Here is a 21,873-nt window from a genome sequence, read left to right as displayed (position 1 = left end):
CGGAGTCTTCAAACCATGAACCGCCGCCACTTCCTTTCTACGCTGACCGGCGCCGCGCTCGCGCTACCACTCGCCCGTGCCCGCGCCGTCTCGCTGCCGGCGACCGCCGGCCGCCCCGATCTCGCGCAACAGCTCGCCGACTACGCGGCCGGGCTGCAGTATCGCGACCTCGACGCCGCGACGATCGAGACGATCAAGGCGCATCTGATCGACGCGCTCGGCTGCGCGATCGCCGCGCACGACGAACGCCCGGTGCGGATCGCGCGCGACGCGGCGCTCGCGTCGCCGGACGGCGTGTCGACGATCGTCGGCACGAACCGACGCACGAGCCCCGATCTCGCCGCGTTCGCGACCGGCACCGCGCTGCGCTACTACGATTTCAACGACGCGTACGCCGGCAAGGAAACCGGCCATCCGAGCGACAACATGTCCGCGTGCCTCGCCGTCGCCGAAGCGCAGCATGCGAGCGGCCGCGACCTGATCCTGTCGATCGCGATCGCGTACGAGATCGCGTGCCGGCTGATGGACGCCGCCGCGATCAGCCCGCGCGGCTGGGACCACACGTGCTACAGCCTGCCCGCCGTCGCGCTCGCCGCCGGCAAGCTGATGCGCATGCCCGCGCCGCAACTGGTGCAGGCGGTCAACCTGTCGATCAACAGCCATCTCGCGTTGAACCAGACGCGCGTCCAGCAACTGTCTAACTGGAAGGCGCTCGCCGATGCGGACGCGGCGCGCAACGCGGTGTTCTCGACGCAGCTCGCGCGCGCCGGGCTGACCGGCCCCGCGCCGATCTTCGAAGGCATGGCGGGGTTCTTTCCGCAGGTGTCCGGGCCGTTCGCCGTCGACACGCGCGAATTCGGCGGGCGCGGCGGCGCGTTCCGGATCGGCAAGTGCTTCGTGAAGTTCTATCCTGCGCAAGGACTCACCCAAACCGCGATTCCGGCCGCGCTCGACGTCGCCGCGCAGGTCGGCGACCTGCGCCGCATCCGACGCATCGAGATCCACACCACCGCGGTCGGCTACGTGACGGCCGGCCGCGACCGCGAAAAATGGGCGCCGTCGACCCACGAGACCGCCGATCACAGCCTGCCGTACATCGTCGCGCGCGCGATGCTCGACGGTGACATCACGACCGAGAGCTACCGGCACGACGCGCTGCACGATCCGGCGCTGCGCGCGCTGATCGAGCGGGTCACGGTGCAGGAGGACCCGGCGCTGACCGCCCGCTATCCGGCGCAGGCGCCGAACCGGGTGACGGCCGTGTGCGAAGACGGCACGACCTGCGCGAAGCAGGTGGACGAGCTGCCCGGCTCGCCGACGCGGCCGATGCGGCGCGACGACTACGAGGCGAAGTTCGCGAAGAACTGCCGGCGGCACTGGAGCCCGACGCAGATCCGCGCGGCGCTCGATTACCTGTGGCGGCTCGACGAGCAGCCCGACGTCGCGACGCTGCCGCCGCTGCTCGTCGTAGGCTGAGCCGCGTGCCCCGCCCAGGCCTCCGCCACGACGCCATGCCGCTCGAGCACTTGCGCGACCTCGACGATGCGGCCGCGCAGCCACGCGTGCGCGTCGCTGCCGTCGTAGCGGCGGTGCCGGTACAGCGACCACGCGACGTGGCTCCATGGTGGCACGGGGATCGCCAGTCAAAACGAAATCGACCTCGCTTTCATCGGCGAGGTCGGTCATCTGTATTCAACCGGCGACTATGAGCCGCCGCGAACAGCATCAGGCGAGCCGGCGCGCGACGCGGCGCTCGACTGCGGTGCCGGCCCAGGTCGACATTTCGACCAGGAGCAGATAACAGACGGACAGCGCAAGCAATGTCTCGACGAAGGCAAAGCTCGCGGAGCCGATCCCGGTCAGCACGAACGTCAGCTCGGGAACCGTGACGATCGACAACACAGCGGTCTCTTTGCTCAGCACGATCGTCAGGTTGGTCAGCGCCGGCAGGATCAGTACCGTCATCTCCGGCAATTGCACACGAAAGGTCGTTTGCCACCATGTCATGCCGAGGCACGAAGCCGCTTCGACATGGCCGCGCGGCACCGCCTCGAAGCCGGAGCGGAACGCCTCGGTGAAATAGGCACCGGCATAGAGTGCGAGACCCACCACGCCCGCCGTCAACGGATCGAACGTCAGGCCGAACGACGGGCCGCCGTAATACAGCAAAAACAGTTGCACGAGAAACGGCGTGCCTCGGAACAGCTCGATATAAACGCGAATCGCCGCGCGTACATAGCGGCCGCACGCCTGCTGGGCAAGCGCGCAGCCAAAGCCGATCGCTGCACCCGCCAGCGTGCTCGCGACCCAGGCGCCCACCGTCGTCGCGAGCCCCGCGCCGATCTGCGGAAGGTTATTCGTGATCACATGGGGATTGAAAGTCAGCATCGAAAGCTCCGGCAAGGATTAGGGCCCGTTCATGCGGCCCGCAGGCGCCGCTCCGCACCGTGCGCGATCAACGCGAGCGCACCGCACAGCAGGAAATAGATCATGCCGGCCGCCACATACGCTTCGAGAGGCTGATACGTGCTGGCCGCGATGTTCTGCGCGGTGCGCGTGATTTCAGCCACGCCGACCACCGAGATCAACGACGATGCCTTGATCAGCAATACCATTTCGTTGACGAGCGACGGCAGCGTCATCCGCACCGCCTGCGGCACCTGGATCCGCCACAACCGATCCTTCGCCGACAGGCCCAGCATCGTCGCAGCCTCGATCTGGCCGCGCGGCAGGTTCACGAATCCGCCCCGCAGGATTTCCGCGATGTAGGACGCCGAGCACAGCGACACGGCGCTGACGGCGGCCGTCACCGGCGATACGTTGAGCCCGACGAACGGCAGGACGTAGTAGACGAGCAGCAACTGCACCAGCAGCGGCACACCGCGAAACACGCGTACGTATGCCCCCGCCGCGGCGCGGATCGCCGCTTGCGGCGCAAGGCGGCCGCAGCAGATCACGAGACCGATGAAGAAGCCGAGCACCAGCCCCGCCGCCGAGACTTCGAGCGTCATCGACGCTGCGCGAAACAAGAGCGGCAAGCCGTCAATGAAGGTGGTCAGACTGAACATGGCGTTGCGCTCAGTAGTTTGGCGTCGGCATCTCGGCCGGCAGCGCCGTCGCGACACCGAACCACTTGCGCTGCAGCGTGGCGAGTGTGCCGTTCTTGTCCAGCGTGACGAGCGCCCCATTGAATGCGCTGGCCAGTGACGTGCTGTCGGCATCCTTGCGCAGCGCATAGGCGAAATAGACTTTCGTGCCGAAGGCGGGTTGCACGACGGAGAACACGGCCGGACGCTGCTTCGCGACATAGGCGACGTTGGTCAGCGAGTTCGCGACGGCGGCGAGGCGTCCGGCCGCGAGATCCGCATACGCCTGGTTGTTGTCGACATATTCGCGGATCGTCGGCGGCTTCGGCAACGTCGCCGCGTAGCTCTTCAGCTGTTCGAGCTGCGCACTGCCCTTGCCCGCCCCCACCACCTTGCCGGCGATATCGGCCGATATTTTCAAGCTGCCGTCGCTCGCGCGTTTGAGCAGCGCGTCGGTAGCCTCGGCGATCGGCAGCGAGAACGCATAGCGCTCCATCCGTGCCTTCGTTACGGTCAGCGGACCTGCAACCATATCGAACTTGCCGGCGTCGAGACCCGGCAGTACGCTTTCCCACGGCAGATCGACGAAACGCACCTTGACGCCGACGATCTGCCCGACCGCCGCGAACAGGTCCTTGTTGAAGCCAGCCTGCTGGCCGTTCTCCAGAAAATCAAACGGTGCGAACTGCATCTCGGTGCCGACGACGAGCTCGCCGCGCTGCTTGACGCGATCGAGCATGCTGTCCGCATGCGCGGCCACGCTGCCTGCCGCCAGAGTCAATGCCACGAGCAGGGAAGTCCAGGGTTTGAATCGTTTCATCTGTCGTACTCCAGTCGAGGTCGAAATGATGGGATGAAATGCCGGACGTTCGCCAGATCGGCCCTTGGCCGAGCGCATCCGCCGCCGTCAGCTGAATCTACGTGGACAATTTGTCGGCGAAAATATTGTTTTCCGATCCACACGGAAGCTTTTATCTATGAAGCCCGTGTAGCCGAGGCATGCCAATGGATCACAGTGGCCGTTCGCCACGTCGATCGCAAAAAATCGGACCATGGGCTTCCAGGGCAGCGCACACGCGAATTGCACGATTTTGACGCGCGCCGCACCAACACGATTCATTCTTCCCCCCGATAAAGTGCATTGCCCGAAAGAAGCGGAACCCGATAAATCGTCGGCATAAAAGCGCAAAGCAAAAAATTATGAAAGACTCCCATATCAATGTTTTTGGCTATGCAAAATGAGCGGCACGTCCCGTCAAGCGGACCGTTCCCGATTGAATCCTGTGCGAGCCCTGCTTCATGGAAAACATTGCATTGCGGTATTCGCTGCGCCAGTTGCGCTACTTCGTCGTCACCGCCGAAACCTTGTCGTTTACCGCGGCGGCACGTCAGCTGCACATCTCGCAACCGTCGATCTCGACCTCGATAGGCGAGCTGGAATCGTCATTCGGCATCCAGCTGTTCATTCGCCATCGCGCGAGCGGTGTGTCCTTGACGCCAGCGGGACGCGACGTGCTCGGCCAAGTGCGCAACCTGCTGAAAAACGCAGAGGAACTGCAGACGATGGCGCGTGAAATGGACGGCGGCATGACGGGCACGATTGCGCTCGGCTGCCTCGTCTCGCTTGCGCCGCCGCTGATGCCGGCGATCATGAGCCGCTTCGTCACCGAGCACGGCGGTATCGGCTTTCGCACCATCGAGGCCAACCAGGACGATCTGCTGCAGGCATTGACCAACGGCACGCTGGACATGGCGCTCACCTACAGCCTCGACCTGACCGAAGACATTGCGTTCACGCCGCTCGTCACGTTGCCGCCATATGCGATCCTGCCGCTCGGACACCGGCTCACGCGCAGCAAGAAGGTTGCGCTCGCCGATCTGCTCAACGAGCCCTATGTTCTGCTCGATCTGCCGCACAGCCGCGAGTATTTCGCCGGACTGTTCGATCCGCTCGGCCGACGCCCGTCGCCGACGTTCCGCTCGTCGCAGCCGGAAGTCGTGCGCGGCATGGTGGCCAATGGTCTTGGCTTCAGCATTCTGAATTTCCCGCTTCGTTCGACCAGCACGGTCGACGGTTCAAACTTTGCCATCCGGCCGTTTCGCGACGACGTCACGTCGATCACCCTCGGCATCGCGATGTCCCGCTACATGAAGCCGCGCCAGCTGGTCACGCGCTTCGCGCAATTCTGCGAGACCTACATACCGGAAGTGCACATCCAGGCAACGCCAGCTGAATAGGAAAAAACTGGCAGTCACATCCGAAAAGAATAGTTGGTCTTGGATTTTGACTTGCTAAATTGCTCGTCACTTGATCAGTGTCCTTGTTTCGGAGCCAGGATGAGCACCATTCCCGCAGCACGTCAGGCTGTCGACGCGATCGTGCGCGATCTGAAGGGCAATTGTGAACGCGACTTTGGCGATGCCCGCGCGATGCCGCCGGCGGTCTACACATCGCCGGAATTTCTCGAGCGCGAACAGCAAACGATCTTCCGCAACGAATGGCTGTGCATGGGGCGTACGACAGCGCTGCCGAATCCGGGCGACTTCCTGACCGCCGAGATCGCCGATCAGCCGATCATCGTGATCCGCCGCGAGGACGGCACGCTGCGCGCGATGTCGAATGTCTGCCTGCATCGGATGTCGACGCTGCTCGAAGGTCGCGGCAATGTGCGCCGGATCGTCTGTCCATACCATGCATGGAACTATTCGCTCGACGGCGATCTGCGGGGCGCACCGATGATGGACAGGCAGGACGGTTTCTGCAAGGACACCTACAAGCTGCCGCAGGTGCGCTGCGAGATCTGGCAAGGCTGGATTTACGTCACGCTCGATCACGACGCTCCGCCCGTCGCGACGCAGTTGAAGGAACTCGACGAGCTGATCGCCGACTACGATATGTCGTCCTATGTCGAGACCTTCCACGAGGAACACGTGTGGAACACGAACTGGAAGATCCTCGCGGAAAACTTCATGGAAAGCTACCACCTGCCGATGCTGCATCGCGCGACGGTGGGCCCGCATTCGAAGCTCGACGAGATGGAGTGCCCGCCGGGGCGGCCGGCCTTCAACTATCACTGGATCACGAAGGAAGCATCGCTGCCGATCGGCAACGCCCATCCAAACAACACCCGTCTGCAAGGCCAGTGGCGCAAGACGACTGCCCTGCTCGCGATCTACCCGACCCATCTCGTCACGCTGACACCGGGCTATTTCTGGTATCTGGTCCTGCAACCGTTGGGCGTCGATCGCGTGCACATCCGCTTCGGCGGCGGCTTGTCGCCGGAATTCATCGACGATCCGCAGGCAGCCGGATACATGGCAACGCTGAAGACACTGCTCGACGAAGTCAATCTCGAAGACCGGCGCGGTGTCGAGGCAGTGTTCCGCGGCGTGCACGCACCGCTCGCGAAACCCGGCCATCTGAGTCACCTGGAACGGCCGAATTACGACTTCGCACGTTATCTCGCGTCGCGCGTGGCAACCTGAAACGTCGCCGGATCGCGACGCAGTCCGACACATCATCTCATTGAATCTTTCGATGGCCAGTCAACCCTACATTTCGTTCGTCGGCGTCAGCAAGTCTTACGACGGCCGGCATGCGGTCGTCGACGGACTCGATCTCGACATCGCTCAGGGTGAATTCGTGTCGCTGCTGGGGCCGTCCGGCTCCGGCAAGACGACGACCCTGATGATGCTCGCCGGCTTCGAAACACCGACCGACGGCACCATCCTGCTCGACGGCCGCCGCCTCGACGACAAGCCGCCGCACCTGCGCGACATCGGCATGGTGTTCCAGAACTACGCGCTGTTTCCGCATCTGACGATCGCGGAGAACGTCGCGTTTCCGCTTTCGGTGCGCAAGGCCCCGCGCGACGAACGCAAGGCGCGGGTGAAGCGCGCGCTCGACATGGTCGAGCTGTCGCATCTTGCATCGCGTCGTCCGGCGCAGTTGTCGGGCGGCCAGCAGCAGCGCGTCGCGCTGGCGCGCGCGCTGGTGTTCGAGCCGCGCGTCGTTCTGATGGACGAGCCGCTCGGCGCGCTCGACAAGCGGCTGCGCGAAACGATGCAATATGAAATCATGCGGCTACATCGCGAGCTGTCGCTGACCGTCGTCTACGTGACGCACGACCAGAACGAAGCATTGACGATGTCGGATCGCGTCGCGGTTTTCTCGGACGGTCGCATCCAGCAGGCAGCGACGCCGACCGAACTGTACGAGAACGCCCAGAACGCGTTTGTCGCGAACTTCGTCGGCGAGAACAACGGTTTGACCGGGCGGGTCGGCGCGCTCGACGGCGAACTCGCCACGCTCGTGCTCGCCACCGGCATGACGATCCGCGGGCGCCGCGGCAGCCATGTCGAGTCCGGTGACGCCGGGACGCTCGCGTTGCGTCCCGAGCGAGCGCAGGTGTTCGCCGCCGGTGCGACCAACCTGCCCGCGGACGTGAACGCACTCGCCGCGACGGTGCGCGACATCGTGTACTGCGGCGATCATCATCGGGTGCTGCTCAAGCTCGGCGGCGACGCCACGATAGTCGTCAAGGTGTCGAACACGCGTCTCGTCGCGCTGCCGCCGATCGGCGCCGCAGCTACGATCGTGTGGCGTTACGACGATTGCAAGGTGCTGTCGTCGGCGGTCGCCCGGGTCTCCAGTTCCGCCGTTCGCTTACCCGTTCCACCCGTTGCCGTGCCCTTCGCCGCTGGAGTCTGAAAATGAAAAACCCCCACTACGCCGTTCTTCGCCGCACCGCGGCGGTTGTGATCGCGCTTGCCGCGCTGCCCGCCACCGCTCATGCAGCGGACACGCTGTCCGTCGTCACGTTTGGCGGCGCCTATGAGACGGCCGCGCGTCAAGCGTGGTTCGATCCGTTCACTGCGAAGACCGGTACGAAATTCGAAACCGAGTCCTACGACGGCGGTCTCGCGAAGCTGCAGGCCATGGAACAGGCGAAGAATCCGACCTGGGACCTGATCGACATGGAGACCAACGACGCGATCAATGCATGCGACGAAGGTCTACTCGAGAAATTCGACAGCAAGACGATCGGCAATACCGCGGATTTCCTGCCCGGCGCGCTGCGAGATTGTTCAGTTGCCGCGATGGTCTGGTCGACCATCTACGCTTATGACGCGTCGAAGCTGAAGACTGCGCCGACCACGATCGCCGACTTTTTCGATCTGAAGAAATTCCCCGGCAAGCGCGGCCTCAGGAAATCGCCGAAGGTCACGCTCGAATGGGCACTGATTGCCGACGGCCTGGCACCGGCCGACGTCTACAAGGCGCTGGTCACGCCTGCCGGAGTCGACCGTGCATTCAAGAAGCTCGATACGATCAAGTCGAGCATCGTCTGGTGGGAAGCCGGTGCGCAGGCGCCGCAACTGCTCGCGGACGGCGCGGTGACCATGGTGCAGGCCTACAACGGCCGGATCGACAGCGCCGTTCACAAGGACAAGAAGCCGTTCAAGACCGTCTGGGACGCGCAGGTGTACGACTACGAATGGTGGGGTGTGCCGAAGGGCGCGAAGCACGCAGCGCTCGCCAAGCAATTCATCGCCGCGTCGTCGCAGCCGCAGGCATTCGCCGACCTGTCGAAGTACATCGCTTATGCGCCTCCGCGCAAGGCCTCGCTGAAACTGATCGACAAGACCCGCCTTGCCGACCTGCCGACCGCGCCTGCGAACTTCAAGCGCCCGATTCAGATCGACGCGAACTTCTGGGCCGACAACGGCGATACGCTGAACAAGCGCTTCCAGACGTGGCTCAGCCAGTAAGCCGAATCTCATCGAAGTCGTAGTGGTTTTGCGCGACGCGTTCCAGCCGGGCCGCGTCGCCCTGGAGTTCCGATGAACGACTCGACCATGCCCCCCGTGACGGCAGCCGGGCCGGCGCTCGCCGGCGCGCGCGCCGCCAAATTCCGCCAGGCGCGGCGCAAGGCGGCGATGCGCGCGCTGCTGCTGACGCTGCCTCTCCTCGTGTTCCTGCTCGCGACGTTCATCGCGCCGATCGCCTCGCTGCTCGCGCGCAGCGTGCGCAATCCGGAGCTGTCCGATGCCATGCCGGCTTTCGCGCAAACGCTGCGTCAATGGGACGGCCGGGGCTTGCCGGGCGAGTCCGCCTTCGCAGCGCTCGCCACCGCGCTGAAAAGCGCGTCCGACGCCGGCACGCTCGGCAACGTGGCGCGCCGGATGAATTTCTACCAGCCGGAATTCCGCAGCCTGCTGCTGAAGTCGGCCCGAGCGGTGCGGGCTCAGGACGTCGTCACGGCCTGGAAACCGGTCCTGCTCTCTGCCGATGACCGCTGGGGCGAGCCCGAAACCTGGCGCCTGCTGAAACGCGCATCGTCGCGCTGGACGCCCGACTATTTGCTGAACGGCGTGGACGCACAGGTTTCCCCCGCCGGCGCGATTCATGGCGTGCCCGCGAGCGGCGCGGTGTATCGCACCGCGTTCGTGCGCACGGTGTCGATTAGCGCAACCGTCACGCTGCTGTGCCTGCTGTTCGCGTATCCGGTGTCGTGGCTGCTCGCCAATCTGCCGGCGAAACAGGGCAACCGCCTGATGCTGTTCGTGATCGTGCCGTTCTGGACCTCGCTGCTCGTGCGCACGACGGCGTGGTACGTGCTGCTGCAACCGGGCGGCGTGATCAATCGCGTGCTGCTCGCACTGCATGTGGTCGATCATCCGATGCAACTCATCTTCAATCGCGCCGGCGTGCTGATCGGCATGACTCACGTACTGCTGCCCTACATGATTCTCGCGATCTACTCGGTGATGAAAAGCGTGCCGCCGATCTACATGCGCGCCGCGCAGTCGCTCGGTGCCCACCCGGTGGTGGCGTTCTTCCGCGTGTATGTGCCGCAGACGCTACCCGGCATCGGCGCCGGCTGCTTTCTCGTGTTCGTGCTGGCGCTCGGTTATTACATCACGCCGGCGCTGCTCGGCGGCGCCGGCGACGAGATGATCAGCCAGTTGATCGCGTCGCAAACCAACGACCAACTGAACTGGGGTCTTGCGGGTGCGTTGTCCACGTATCTCGTGATCTTCACCGCCGTGTTCTATTTCATCTTCAACCGGCTCGTCGGCATCGACCGGCTCCGGTTCGGCTGACGCCTGACGTCACTGGAGTCGCCCCGTGTCCGTCAATCCCAACAGTCTTCCGTCGACGCGCGTTGCTACCGCATGGGTGCGCATTCATTGCGCGCTCGTGCTGTTCTTTCTGGTCGCGCCGATCCTCGTGATCATTCCGCTGTCGTTCAACTCGGGGGCGTACTTCTCGTATCCGATGGACGGCTTCTCGCTGCGCTGGTATGCGCAGGCATTCGGCAGCCCGGACTGGCAGCGTGCGTTCATGAACAGCATCGCGATCGGCTGCGCATCGACGGCGATTGCGACCGGTCTCGGCACACTCGCCGCCATCGGCCTCGCACGGGACGACTTCCCGTTCCGTTCGCTGATCATGCCGCTCCTGATTTCGCCGATGATCATCCCGATCGTCGTGGTCGCGGCCGGTTTCTATCTGATCTTCGCGCCGCTTGGGCTGGTCAATTCGTATCCGGGCGTGATCCTCGCGCATGCGGCGCTCGGCACGCCGTTCGTGGTGATCACGGTGACGGCGTCCCTGCTGTCGTTCGATCAGAGCCTGTTGCGCGCGGCCGCCAATCTTGGCGCCGCACCGTGGACTACCTTTCGGCGCGTGACGCTGCCGTTGATCCTGCCCGCCGTCGCGACGGGCGGCGTGTTCGCGTTCGCGACCTCGTTCGACGAGGTGATCGTGATCCTGTTCATCGGCGGGCCGGACCAGCGCACCGTGCCCCGGCAAATGTGGAGCGGCATTCGCGATCAGATCGATCCGTCGATTCTCGCCGTCGCCACCGTGCTGATCGTGTTCGCGCTTCTGCTCTTCACCAGTATCAACTGGCTGCGCGGCCGAGCTCAGGCAGCGAGCGCCGCGCGCGAGCCGGCCTAGTTGGCTTTCCGTCCTGGCCGGCCGCCGCTGCGCGACCATTGCCGTGCCGCCGCGCTTTCACGAAACCCGCGCGCCTGGCGCGATTGCCCGCACCGTCCCGGCTTTTGCCTTTGTCCAATGATGGCCCCGGCGCGCCCAGGCTTGCGCGTTCACCGCGCAACTTGATCGAAACGGGCCGTCAGCGTCCGGTGCAAGTGGCTTCGGACCGAGGTGCCTTATTCATGTACATGTCTGCATAGCCAAACCTGATGCAAAGCATTTTTTAAATATATTTTTCGGATTCTCTCGACAGGCGTAGATTTTCCCGAAGACCGCGCAATTCAACGCGAGGAAGGCCTTGCGACTCGGATCGGTTCGAACTGCGGATTCACTTCCGTTCCTTGCCCGCACGATACAAGCGTTGACCCGTCGCGTCGTGAGCGTTGTGACGAAGACGGATTCCAGCCCATGAACAACCAAATCGATACGCATCAGGAAGAACCATCATGACCGTGGAAGTCACATCAATCGATACGCTGGTGGTCGGCGCCGGGCAAGCCGGTGTCGCGATGAGCGAACACCTTGGTGCACTCGGCGTGCCGCATCTCGTGCTTGAACGCGATCGCATCGCGGAACGCTGGCGCACCGGCCGCTGGGATTCGCTGGTTGCAAACGGTCCGGCCTGGCATGACCGCTTTCCGAACCTGACGATCGGCGGCGTCGATCCGGACGGCTTTGCGACGAAGGACCAGATGGTCGACTACTTCGTCGAATACGCGAAGATGATCGACGCGCCGATCCGCACCGGCGTCGAGGTCAAGCGCGTGGTGCGCGATGCCGGCCGCCAGGGTTTCGTCGTCGAGACTTCCGACGGGACCCTCCACGCAAACCGGGTCGTGGTTGCGACCGGCCCGTTCCAGCGGCCGATCATTCCGGCCATCGCACCGGTCGACCCGGCCCTGACGCAGATTCATTCGGCCGACTATCGCAATCCCGCACAACTGCCCGCCGGCAACGTGCTGGTCGTCGGCGCCGGCTCGTCGGGTGTACAGATCGCCGACGAGTTGCAACGTTCGGGCCGCCAGGTCTATCTGTCGGTCGGTCCGCACGACCGTCCGCCGCGCGCCTATCGCGGCCGCGATTTCTGCTGGTGGCTCGGCGTGCTGGGTCTGTGGGACATGGAAGTGATGAGCCCCGGACGCGCGCACGTGACGATCGCCGTCAGCGGCGCGGATGGCGGCCACACGGTCGATTTCCGTCGCCTCGCGCACCAGGGCGTGACGCTCGTCGGCCTGACGAAGTCCTTCGATCACGGTGTCGTCACGTTCGAAGAGGATCTCGCCGCGAACATCGCGGCCGGCGACGAAAACTATCTGTCGCTGCTGGACGCGGCCGACGCCTATGTCGCGAGCAACGGTCTCGATCTGCCGGAAGAGCCCGACGCGCGTCGGATCCCGGCCGATCCGGCATGCGTGACCCACCCGGTCGCCGGCCTCGACCTCGCTGCGGCGGGCGTTACGTCGATCATCTGGGCAACCGGTTACGCGAACGATTACGCGTGGCTGCAGGTCGATGCCTTCGACGAGAACGGCAAACCGAAACATCAACGCGGCGTGTCGAAGGAGCCCGGCGTCTATTTCGTCGGTCTGCCGTGGCTGTCGCGTCGCGGCTCCGCGTTCATCTGGGGCGTCTGGCACGACGCGAAGCATGTGGCCGGGCATATCGCGACGCAGCGCAGCTATCAGAGCTATCACGAATCCGCGGCGCAACGTGTGACGAAACCCGCGCAGCACGACGTCGCTCCGGCTGAGCCGGAAGTCACGCTACCCATGGTGACCCGGGCCGCCGCGCACTGATCGTCGCACCGAGCCGAACCGCGTAGTTTATTGAACCCCCTTCCCGGAATTCACGATGAGCCAGCCTACCCACACCCGTATCCGCATGTTCAATACAAAGGATACCTATCCGAACCAGACGCTCGACAACGACCTGTGCCAGGCCGTGCGCGCCGGCAATACCGTGTACGTGCGCGGTCAGGTCGGCACCGATTTCGACGGCAACCTGATCGGCCTCGGCGATCCGCGCGCGCAGGCCGAGCAGGCGATGAAGAACGTGAAGCAGTTGCTGGAGGAAGCCGGCAGCGACATCACGCACATCGTGAAGACGACGACCTACCTGATCGACCCGCGCTATCGCGAGCCGGTGTATCAGGAAGTCGGCAAGTGGCTGAAGGGTGTCTATCCGATCTCGACGGGACTCGTCGTGTCGGCGCTCGGCCAGCCGCAGTGGCTGATGGAGATCGACGTGATCGCCGTGATTCCCGACGGCTGGCAGCCGGCGCCCGCGACCGGAGTGTGACATGACGTTCTCGATCGTCGGACGGTGTGCCGAAACCGGACAACTCGGCATCGCGATCAGTTCATCGAGCATTGCGGTCGGCGCGCGCTGTCCATGGGTTCGCGCCGGCATCGGCGCCGTGGCGACGCAGAACGTCACGCTGCCGTCGCTCGGCCCGCAGGTTCTCGATCTGCTCGGCGGCGGCGCGCCGGACCCCGCGCAGGCGCTCGAGGCCGCGCTTGCCACCGACCGCTGGCGCGACTATCGGCAACTCGCCGTAGTCGATGCGCAGGGGCGGACCGCGTTCCAGACCGGCGCACATGCGCTCGGTCTGCACCATGCGGTGGCGGGCGAGCAATGCATCGCCGCCGGCAACATGCTGGCGAGCCGCGACGTGATCGACGCCATGGTGCCTGCGTTCGAGAACACCCCCGGCCTGCTCGCCGACCGTCTGCTCGCCGCGATGCAGGCGGCGATCGACGCCGGCGGCGAAGCCGGCCCGGTCCATTCGGCCGCGCTCAAGATCGCCGATACGCAGGTGTGGCCGCTTGTCGACCTGCGGGTCGACTGGACCGATGACGCGCCGATCGCCGCGCTCGCCGCGATATGGCACGCCTATCGTCCGCAGATGCAGGATTACGTCACTCGCGCGCTCGATCCGACCGCGGCACCGAGCTACGGAGTACCAGGCGATGAGTGAGTCGACCCGCCCGACCAGCCGCGCGCTGCTCGCCAAGCTGATCGCATTCGAAACGGTCAGCCGCGATTCGAACCTCGCGATGGTCGAGTTCATCCGCGACTATCTGGCCGGCTACGGCATCGACAGCGAGCTGTTCTACAACAACGAGCGCAGCAAGGCCAACCTGTTCGCGACCATCGGGCCGCGCGATCGCGGCGGCATCCTCCTGTCGGGCCATACGGATGTCGTGCCCGCGGACGGCCAGGCGTGGACCGTCGAGCCGTTCGAGATGAGCGAGCGTGACGGCCGGCTGTACGGCCGCGGCACCGCGGACATGAAAGGCTTTCTCGCTTCGGTGCTGGCGGCAGTGCCGATGTTCGTCGAGCGCCGGTTGACGCTACCGATCCATCTGGGCTTTTCGTATGACGAGGAGATCGGCTGTCTCGGCGTGCGCCCGATGCTGGCCGAACTCGCAACGCGTCCGCACCGGCCTGTTCTGTGCGTGATCGGCGAGCCCACCGAACTGAAGCCGGTGCTGGGCCACAAGGGCAAGCTGGCGATGCGGTGCCACGTCAAGGGTGCCGCGTGCCATTCGGCGTATGCACCCTACGGCGTCAATGCGATCCAGTACGCGGCCCGTCTGATCAACCGGCTGGAGGAGATCGGCGACCGCCTCGCTCAACCGGAACATCACGACGAGCGTTTCGATCCGCCGTTTTCGACGGTGCAGACCGGCGTGATTCGCGGTGGCAAGGCGCTCAACATCGTCCCCGAGGCGTGCGAGTTCGATTTCGAAGTGCGCACGCTGCCGGGCTTCGACGCCGACCAGGTGATCGACGAATTGCAGGCCTACGCGCAGGAACACCTGACACCGAAGATGCGCGCGGTCCGCGCGGACTGCGACATCCGGATGCAACCGCTGTCGGCCTATCCCGGCCTTGCGACGCCCGACGACGGCGACGCAGCCCGCCTGTTGGCGATCCTCAGCGGATCCAGCGCGTTCGGCACCGTTGCGTTCGGCACCGAAGGGGGGCTGTTCGGAGCGGCCGGCATCCCCACCGTGGTCTGTGGGCCCGGCAGCATGGATCAGGGCCACAAGCCGGACGAGTTCGTCACCGTCGAGCAATTGCGTGACTGCGATTCGATGCTGCGGCGCCTGGCGGATCATCTTTCCTCATAAAGACCGGCGGCCCGCTTGGCCCGGCTCGCGGCAGGTCGGGTACGGCGCCGGTTTGCATAGGGAAAACTTTCGACCTGCATCCAAAATGAGTTTTTTCTATCAATATCGACCGCGTAAAGTCGATCCATCGCCTTGGCATCCCGTCTATTGCGCCGCATCGGGCCCGCACGGCTCGATGACCCTACCTGATCGAGGTATTTATGAACGCAGTCAGCCACATTCACGAAAGCGAGCTTGCCGTGACGCGTGCCTGCGCATCCGCGTCACCGCTCATCGAGGTCGACGGCCTGCACAAACGTTTCGGTGACGTCGATGTGCTGCGCGGCATCGACATCTCGATCGAGCGTTCCGAGGTGGTCTGCCTGATCGGCCCCTCGGGCTCGGGCAAGAGCACGCTGCTGCGCTGCATGGCGGCGCTCGAAACCTACGATCACGGGACGATCCTGATCGAGGGCGAGACGCTCGGATATGTCGAGCGCAACGGCGCGCGCGTGCGCGCCTCGTCCGGCGAGATCAACCGCGTGCGCCGCAACATCGGCATGGTGTTCCAGCAGTTCAACCTGTGGCCGCACATGACCGTCCTCGGCAATGTCACCGAAGCACTGCGGCGCGTGCGCCGGATGCCGGCCGCCGCGGCGAACGAGATCGGTGGCCGCATGCTCGAGATGGTCGGGATGTCCCACAAGGCGGATGCCTATCCGCTGAAACTGTCGGGCGGCCAGCAGCAGCGTGTCGCCATCGCTCGCGCGCTGGCGATGGAGCCAAACATCATGCTGTTCGACGAGCCGACTTCCGCACTGGATCCGGAACTCGTCGGTGAAGTGCTGCAGGTGATGAAGCAGCTCGCCCGCGACGGCATGACGATGGTCGTCGTCACGCACGAGATGGGCTTCGCTGCTCAGATGGCCGACCGCGTGGTGTTTCTCGATCATGGCCGGATCGCCGTGAGCGGCGCGCCGGGCGAGGTGTTCCGCCGCTCCGAGAATCCGCGCCTGCAGCAGTTCTTGCAGAACTACCGCGACCGCAACGCGTTCTGGAACGCTACCGACACGAGTGCGGCCACGGACAGCGTCGTCACCGGGAGTCGGTGAACGAACCCCGCAACCCACGCACGCCGGTTTTGGCGAGGCCGGCATCTCTGCCACAGCCTCTTTAGTGTGGCGATCAACGCAAAATCCTTCACTTGCACCTGCACGTTCGGCGCCCTTCTCTACCGATCTTTCCCATGAACGAACTCCAGCTTCGCATCGATCTCGCGGCCGCCTTCCGCTCTTTCGCCCGCTTGGGCATGCATGAAGCGGTCGCGAACCACTTCAGCCTCGCCGTTTCCGACGACGGCTGCCGCTTCCTGATGAACCCCAAATGGATGCACTTCTCGCGCATCCGTGCGAGCGATCTGGTCCTGCTCGATGCCGACGATCCGTCGAGTCTTCAGAACGGCAGAATCGATCCGACCGCGTGGGCGATCCACGGTCAGTTGCACAAGCGCTTGCCGCACGTGCGCGTGGCGATGCACCTGCACCCGGTGTTCGCCACCGCGATCTCTACGCTGAGCGATCCGACCATCCTGCCGATCGAACAAAATACCGCACGTTATTTCAATCGCGTCGCGCTCGATACGGCGTTCTCCGGCATGGCCGACACCGAAGACGAGGGCGCGCGCCTCGTGGCGCTGCTGAAAGACAAATCGCGCCTGATGATGGGCAACCACGGCGTGCTGGTGACGGCGCCGACGGTCGGCGAAGCCTTCGACGACATGTACACGCTCGAACGCGCCTGCCAGATCCTCGTCAACGCATATGCGACGGGCAAGCCGATCAACGTGCTGTCCGACGAAGTGGCCGAGAAAACGGCTCGGGACTGGGAACGTTTCCGCGATTTCTCGATCGCTCATTTCGACGAGATGAAGCGGATTCTCGACGTCGAGGAACCGTCTTATCGCGAGTGACCGGAAGGGCTGCGCCGGAGGTTGCGGTTGAAGATCCGCGCCCCGTCCTCCTTTGCCTTGCGTCTCGTCGGTGCGGCCCCGCGATGCGCGTGTGCGTCGCGGACCGCCCGTTATTTCGCGTACAGCTTGACGACGCTCGCTTCCACGACCCGCGTGATTTCCTCCATCCGCCAGCGGATGTGCGTGTCGGTCAACGCAACGCACCGTTCGGTGTCGCGCGCGGCGAGCGCGTCCAGGATCTCCAGGTGCTCGGTGAAGGCCTCGTCGCGCCGTTGATCGACGTCGACCCATCGCACGTAGTGAATCCGCGCGTTGATTCCCTGCAGTACGCGCCCGATCTCCGCATTGCCCGACAGCGCTGCAAGCTCCAGGTGAAACAGTTCGTCCTTCAGGACGAGCTCCGACGACGGCATCCGCGATGCGCTCTTCATCACCTGCCGCCAGAAGCGGCGCAGTGTCTTGATGTCGTTGTCGGACGCCCGTTCGCACGCGAGCATCACCGCGGTCGACTCGATCGAACGCCTCAGCTCAAAGAGATCGAACACGTCTTTCCCTTCCAGTTGGCGGATGAAGAATCCGCGATTCGGCACGAAGACCAGCAGGTTCTCCGCGACGAGACGGTTCAGTGCTTCCCGGATCGGCGTGCGGCTGACGTCGAACCGTTCCGCCAGTTCAAGCTCGTTGACCCGCTCGCCCGGCCGGATCTTGTACAGCACGGCCATCTGCTTCAACTGCTCGTAAATCTCGTTGACCGTAAGGCCCGCGCGCCTGGGCGCCATAGCCTCGCGGCCGCCAAGCACGGAATTCGCTGCCATCTCGCCTCCTCCTTCGTCTGTCGGCGACCGTCATTATCGACCATGGACCGGCCTGCGGACGCTTCGGGTGCTTCTGCCCGCGTCATTGCATCAACAGGCGTCCGAAGCCCGCCACCGGATCGTCGACGCCCGCGAGCCGCAGCGCATGCCACGCGAGCGCGTGATTGCTCGACAGGACCGGCTTGCCGGCGCGCGCCTCGATCTCCGCGAGCGCGTCGACTAGCCTAAGACTCGTGCACGACACGAACACCGCATCCACCGCCGGATCGGCGGCCAGCGCCAGCACCGCGCGCTCGATGGAAGCGCGGTCGATCCGTGCCACCTCGTTGTCGTCGCGATGCTCGAACGAACCCGCCCTGACGACGTCGACGCCGCGCGCGCGCAGGTAGGCGGCCATGGCTTCGTTGATCGGGCGCTCGTACGGCGTGAGAAGCGCAACGCCGCGCGCACCCAGCGCGCCCAGCGCGACCCGTGCCGCGGTGATCGGCGTCGTGCACGCCACGCCCGGCCGCGCTTCGCGAATCCGCTCGAACACGCGCTCCTCGCCGAGCACCGTCGACGCGGACGTGCAGCCGAACGCGACCACGTCGAGACGTTCGCCGGGGCGGATCAACTCGACGGCCGCCGCGATCCCGCCGTCCATCCGCGCGAGCGTCTCCGCGGTGATGTCGGCGGAGTTCGCGATCCGGCTCTCGTAGAACGCGACGCCGTCGAGCGCGAGCACGCGCCGCCATTCGTATTCGATCGTATGGTCGGTCGCGAGCACGACGAGCCCGATCGCCGCGCGGCGCGCGATGCCCGCATCGAGCGAGAAGCCGAAGCGCGCGTACGAACCGGCGCCATGCTGCACTGGGGTCGAAAGAAGTTCGCTCACTGGAGTGTCATCCCGGTAATGTCGATGTCGGGCTGCCGGCCGTGGATCAGGTCGGCGACGATCTTCGCGGTACCGCACGACATCGTCCAGCCCATGTGGCCGTGCCCGGTGTTGAGAAAGAGATTGCGATGGCGGGTCGCACCGATGATCGGCGTGCCTTCCGGCGTCATCGGCCGCAACCCCGCCCAGTACGACGGCTTCGTGTAGTCGGCGCCGTTCGGAAACAGCGCCCGCGCGGTCGCCAGCATGTGCGCGAAGTCCGCGGGCGTGTGGGTCGTGTCGTAGCCGCTGAATTCGGCTGTCGCGGTCAGGCGCAGCCGATCGCCGAACCGCGCCCACGCGACGAGCTGGTTTTCCTCGACGCCGCCGAGCGTCGGCGGCTCGTGGCGTGCATCGATCGGCAGCGTGACCGAATAGCCTTTCACCGGATAGATCGGCAATCGGTAGCCGAGCGCGCGCGCGACGAACGGCGAGTACGAGCCGAGCGCGAGCACATAGCGGTCGCCGCTCACGCGGCCCTGCGACGTCTGCACGTAGTCCACCGCATCCGCATGCGCGCGCACGCCGTCGATCGTTGCGCCGAAACGGAACTCGACGCCGAGCGCGCGGCAGCGTTCGGCGAGCGCCCGGGTGAACAGGTGCGCATCGCCGCTCTCGTCGGACGGACAGTAGATCGCACCGGCAATCGCGTCCGCCGCGCCGGCGAGCGCGGGCTCGCGCTCGATCACCGCGCGCAAATCGAGCGTCTCGAGCGGCAGGCCGTTGTCGGACAGAATCCGCATGTTCGCGACGCCGCGCTCGAACGATGCGGGATCCCGGTACAGGTACAGCAAACCGCTGCTGATCCGGTCGTACGCGAGGGCCTCGTCGCGGGTCGCCGACTGGAGCTGCTGCTGCGCATAGCGGCACAGCCGCACCTTGATCGACGTGTTCCTGCGCGAGCGCTCCGCCGTGCAGTTCCGCAGGAACAGGCGACACCACGCCCACATCCGCCAGTCCGGCGACCATTTGAGACGCAACGCCTGCCCGTCCGAAAACAGCGACTTGAGCAGGATCTTCGGCGCCCGCGGGGATGCCCACGTATAGGAATGCCCCGGCGCGATCAGTCCCGCGTTCGCGAAGCTCGTCTCGAGCGCGACGCCGTCGCGCCGGTCGACCACCACGACCTCGTCGCCGGCCTTCGCGAGAAAGTACGCGGTCGTCACACCGACGATGCCGCCTCCGAGCACGACCGTCCTCATGACTCGTCTCCGCTAGAGCGCAGCGATCGCCGCGATTTCGACCGTGTACTCGGGAAGCGCGAGCGTCGATTCCACGCATGCGCGCGCCGGCGCATCGCCCTGCGCCACCCATGCATCCCAGACCCGGTTCATGTCGGCAAAGCTCCGGTGATCGGCCAGCCAGATACTCGCGGACACGATCCGGCGCTTGTCGAGCCCCGCGCCGTCGAGCAGCCGGTCGATCTTGTCGAGGATCTGGCGTGTCTGGCCGGCGACGTCGAGCGCGGTGTCATCGGCCACCTGTCCGGCAATGAACGCGAAGCCGCCCGCCACCACGAGCTGGCTCATCCGTTCCCCCGCGCCATAGCGCTTGATGTCCATCGCACTGCCTCCGTTTCCGTGTCGAGTCGGTTGAATTCTAAGCATCCATATTCATCACTGTATACACTTTTTTCGAAAAGATTCGACATTGACCCAATCTGGCGCATCTGCCCGTCGCTGGTGTTTACAGTCGCTCTTGTTGTGCGTCTAGTGCGCTAAAACAAGGCATTTTCTTGTTCATTCCAAGGCACTTTACGGACCTCGCAACATTCGTCCAAAAAATGTTTGCCAACGATTTTTGTTCTGTGATTCTGTCGACACTTCTGTATTTCAAACGCAATTCAACGCATGTTCAGGAGCGCAAAAATGAAGCTGGGTTGCTGGAGTCTCGGGATCTGCGTCGCGCTCGGCGCGTGGACAACATTTCCTGCGTACGCCGACGTGAGCGTCGGCGCCGTGTTGCCGCTGACAGGCGCGAGCGCGTCGATCGGCGAGGACCAGCGGCGCGGCATCGAGCTCGCGGTCGCGAAGATCAACGCGCAAGGCGGCGTGCTCGGGCAGAAGCTGCAGGTACGGATCGAGGATTCGGGCGGCACGGCCAACACGGCGCTCGACGCCGCACGCAAGCTGGCGACCGTCGAGCGCGTGCCGCTCGTGCTCGGCGAATTTTCGTCGTCGGTGACGATCCCGATCGGACAATTCCTCGTGCGCCAGGGCGACGTGCACGTCAACATCGGTTCGTCGAGCCAGCAGGTCCGCAAGATCGGCGCGGGCTCGTTCAGCACGATCGGGCTCGACGACCAGTCCGCGCGCTTCGCCGCGCAGGACGTGTACGACCGCAAGCTGCGGCGCATCGCACTGATCGCGCCGAACAACGGTTACGGCCAGGGCATCGCAACCGAGTTCAGGAAGCGTTTCGAGGCACTCGGCGGCACGATCGTCTCGACGGTTCTCTACACGGAAGGCCAGTCGACCTACCGGCGCGAACTGGAACAGGCGTCGCGCGCGCAGCCCGACGGCTACGTGTACAGCGCGTACGGGCAGGAAGCCGCGACGCTGAACCGGCAGGCGTTCGAAATGCGCCTCAACCAGCGGCCGTGGTACGGCATCTACCTGACGATGTGCACGAGCGACACGCCCGCCCAGATCGCCCAGGGGCAGATCGGCCTGGAGGTCGCGGCGCTCGGCGGGAGCGCCGCCGCGTACGCGGCGGCCTATCGCGCCGCGTATCACGAGGCGCCGCGCTCGGCGTTCGGCAGCTACGCGTACGACGCCACGATGCTGTCCGCGGCGGCAATCAACCGCGCGCACTCGGCCGATCCAGCGAAGGTGCGTGCGGAACTCGCGGCCAGCCAGCCCTATGACGGTGTGACGGGCACGATCGCCTTCGATGCCGACGGCCAGCGGCTCGTGCAGCCGTACGAGAAGGTCGTGTACCGGCAATCCGTCGTCGCCCAGTAGCCACCGG

At 65.0% G+C, this 21,873-nt stretch carries 22 protein-coding genes; 14 read left to right on the top strand and 8 right to left on the bottom strand.

Annotated elements, in window-relative coordinates:
* Positions 1–15 precede the first annotated feature (15 nt).
* A complete protein-coding gene (locus tag DID98_RS00295) occupies positions 16–1,476 on the top strand; it encodes an MmgE/PrpD family protein (protein WP_124569986.1) in 1,461 nt (486 codons plus the stop codon).
* On the opposite strand, the gene DID98_RS35665 is transcribed toward DID98_RS00295, so the two are convergent.
* The 4 genes from DID98_RS35665 to DID98_RS00275 all read right to left on the bottom strand — a co-directional run bounded on the left by DID98_RS35665 (position 1,410) and on the right by DID98_RS00275 (position 3,906).
* Positions 1,410–1,631 carry a hypothetical protein gene (locus tag DID98_RS35665; RefSeq protein ID WP_185500288.1) on the bottom strand — a complete coding sequence of 74 codons (222 nt, stop codon included), beginning with the start codon at positions 1,629–1,631 and terminating at the stop codon, positions 1,410–1,412. The genes DID98_RS00295 and DID98_RS35665 overlap by 67 nt on opposite strands.
* Positions 1,632–1,725: 94 nt before the next feature.
* The gene (locus tag DID98_RS00285) at positions 1,726–2,388 is read right to left on the bottom strand and encodes an amino acid ABC transporter permease (RefSeq protein WP_124484792.1); all 663 of its coding nucleotides are present in this window, start codon (positions 2,386–2,388) and stop codon (positions 1,726–1,728) included.
* A gap of 29 nt (positions 2,389–2,417) precedes the next feature.
* Positions 2,418–3,068, bottom strand: a complete 651-nt coding sequence (locus DID98_RS00280) for an amino acid ABC transporter permease (protein ID WP_124484791.1) — start codon at positions 3,066–3,068, stop codon at positions 2,418–2,420.
* Between the two features lie 10 nt (positions 3,069–3,078).
* A complete protein-coding gene (locus tag DID98_RS00275) occupies positions 3,079–3,906 on the bottom strand; it encodes a transporter substrate-binding domain-containing protein (RefSeq protein WP_124484790.1) in 828 nt (275 codons plus the stop codon).
* A 479-nt stretch (positions 3,907–4,385) separates the two neighbouring features.
* Here DID98_RS00275 and DID98_RS00270 point away from each other — a divergent pair, with 479 nt between their 5' ends.
* From DID98_RS00270 to DID98_RS00215, 12 genes are all read left to right on the top strand, one after another.
* On the top strand, positions 4,386–5,324 hold the full coding sequence (locus tag DID98_RS00270; RefSeq protein WP_124484789.1) for a LysR family transcriptional regulator: 939 nt from the start codon (positions 4,386–4,388) through the stop codon (positions 5,322–5,324).
* A gap of 99 nt (positions 5,325–5,423) precedes the next feature.
* A complete protein-coding gene (locus tag DID98_RS00265) occupies positions 5,424–6,572 on the top strand; it encodes an aromatic ring-hydroxylating dioxygenase subunit alpha (RefSeq protein ID WP_124569984.1) in 1,149 nt (382 codons plus the stop codon).
* Positions 6,573–6,624: 52 nt separating this feature from the next.
* Complete coding sequence (locus DID98_RS00260) at positions 6,625–7,797, top strand: ABC transporter ATP-binding protein (protein WP_124569982.1); 1,173 nt, start codon at positions 6,625–6,627, stop codon at positions 7,795–7,797.
* A 2-nt stretch (positions 7,798–7,799) separates the two neighbouring features.
* Positions 7,800–8,858 carry an ABC transporter substrate-binding protein gene (locus DID98_RS00255; RefSeq protein ID WP_124569980.1) on the top strand — a complete coding sequence of 353 codons (1,059 nt, stop codon included), beginning with the start codon at positions 7,800–7,802 and terminating at the stop codon, positions 8,856–8,858.
* An 87-nt stretch (positions 8,859–8,945) separates the two neighbouring features.
* Positions 8,946–10,193: an ABC transporter permease gene (locus tag DID98_RS00250; protein WP_124570076.1), complete on the top strand. Its 1,248-nt coding sequence runs from the start codon at positions 8,946–8,948 to the stop codon at positions 10,191–10,193.
* A 25-nt stretch (positions 10,194–10,218) separates the two neighbouring features.
* Positions 10,219–11,052: an ABC transporter permease gene (locus DID98_RS00245; protein ID WP_124484785.1), complete on the top strand. Its 834-nt coding sequence runs from the start codon at positions 10,219–10,221 to the stop codon at positions 11,050–11,052.
* Positions 11,053–11,537: 485 nt separating this feature from the next.
* Positions 11,538–12,887 (top strand): NAD(P)/FAD-dependent oxidoreductase, encoded by a 1,350-nt coding sequence (locus DID98_RS00240; protein WP_124569978.1) that lies wholly within the window; start codon positions 11,538–11,540, stop codon positions 12,885–12,887.
* Between the two features lie 55 nt (positions 12,888–12,942).
* The gene (locus DID98_RS00235) at positions 12,943–13,389 is read left to right on the top strand and encodes a RidA family protein (RefSeq protein ID WP_124484783.1); all 447 of its coding nucleotides are present in this window, start codon (positions 12,943–12,945) and stop codon (positions 13,387–13,389) included.
* A gap of 1 nt (position 13,390) precedes the next feature.
* The gene (locus DID98_RS00230; protein WP_124569976.1) at positions 13,391–14,068 is read left to right on the top strand and encodes a DUF1028 domain-containing protein; all 678 of its coding nucleotides are present in this window, start codon (positions 13,391–13,393) and stop codon (positions 14,066–14,068) included.
* On the top strand, positions 14,061–15,227 hold the full coding sequence (gene argE / locus DID98_RS00225) for an acetylornithine deacetylase (RefSeq protein ID WP_124569974.1): 1,167 nt from the start codon (positions 14,061–14,063) through the stop codon (positions 15,225–15,227). The genes DID98_RS00230 and argE overlap by 8 nt, the downstream gene beginning before the upstream one ends.
* Positions 15,228–15,427: 200 nt before the next feature.
* Complete coding sequence (locus DID98_RS00220) at positions 15,428–16,318, top strand: amino acid ABC transporter ATP-binding protein (RefSeq protein ID WP_124484781.1); 891 nt, start codon at positions 15,428–15,430, stop codon at positions 16,316–16,318.
* A gap of 92 nt (positions 16,319–16,410) precedes the next feature.
* Positions 16,411–17,175, top strand: a complete 765-nt coding sequence (locus tag DID98_RS00215) for a class II aldolase and adducin N-terminal domain-containing protein (RefSeq protein ID WP_260428022.1) — start codon at positions 16,411–16,413, stop codon at positions 17,173–17,175.
* Between the two features lie 110 nt (positions 17,176–17,285).
* Here the strand turns inward: DID98_RS00215 and DID98_RS00210 are convergent, their stop codons facing one another.
* The 4 genes from DID98_RS00210 to DID98_RS00195 all read right to left on the bottom strand — a co-directional run bounded on the left by DID98_RS00210 (position 17,286) and on the right by DID98_RS00195 (position 20,465).
* A complete protein-coding gene (locus tag DID98_RS00210; protein ID WP_124484780.1) occupies positions 17,286–17,990 on the bottom strand; it encodes a GntR family transcriptional regulator in 705 nt (234 codons plus the stop codon).
* 82 nt (positions 17,991–18,072) lie between these two features.
* Positions 18,073–18,864, bottom strand: coding sequence for an aspartate/glutamate racemase family protein (locus DID98_RS00205; protein ID WP_124569972.1), 792 nt, complete (start codon positions 18,862–18,864; stop codon positions 18,073–18,075).
* A complete protein-coding gene (locus DID98_RS00200; protein WP_124484778.1) occupies positions 18,861–20,105 on the bottom strand; it encodes a D-amino acid dehydrogenase in 1,245 nt (414 codons plus the stop codon). The genes DID98_RS00205 and DID98_RS00200 overlap by 4 nt, the downstream gene beginning before the upstream one ends.
* A gap of 12 nt (positions 20,106–20,117) precedes the next feature.
* On the bottom strand, positions 20,118–20,465 hold the full coding sequence (locus DID98_RS00195; protein ID WP_124569970.1) for a RidA family protein: 348 nt from the start codon (positions 20,463–20,465) through the stop codon (positions 20,118–20,120).
* 306 nt (positions 20,466–20,771) lie between these two features.
* On the opposite strand from DID98_RS00195, the gene DID98_RS00190 reads away from it, so the two are divergent.
* Entirely contained in the window at positions 20,772–21,866 is a 1,095-nt protein-coding gene (locus tag DID98_RS00190) for an ABC transporter substrate-binding protein (protein ID WP_124484776.1), read from the top strand.
* The last annotated feature ends 7 nt before the right edge of the window (positions 21,867–21,873 follow it).

It is taken from the genome of Burkholderia sp. Bp8984 (genome assembly GCF_003853755.1).
Classification (GTDB): Bacteria; Pseudomonadota; Gammaproteobacteria; order Burkholderiales; family Burkholderiaceae; genus Burkholderia.
Note: the sequence above shows the minus strand (reverse complement) of the source record. Positions and strands in the feature narration are given on the sequence as shown.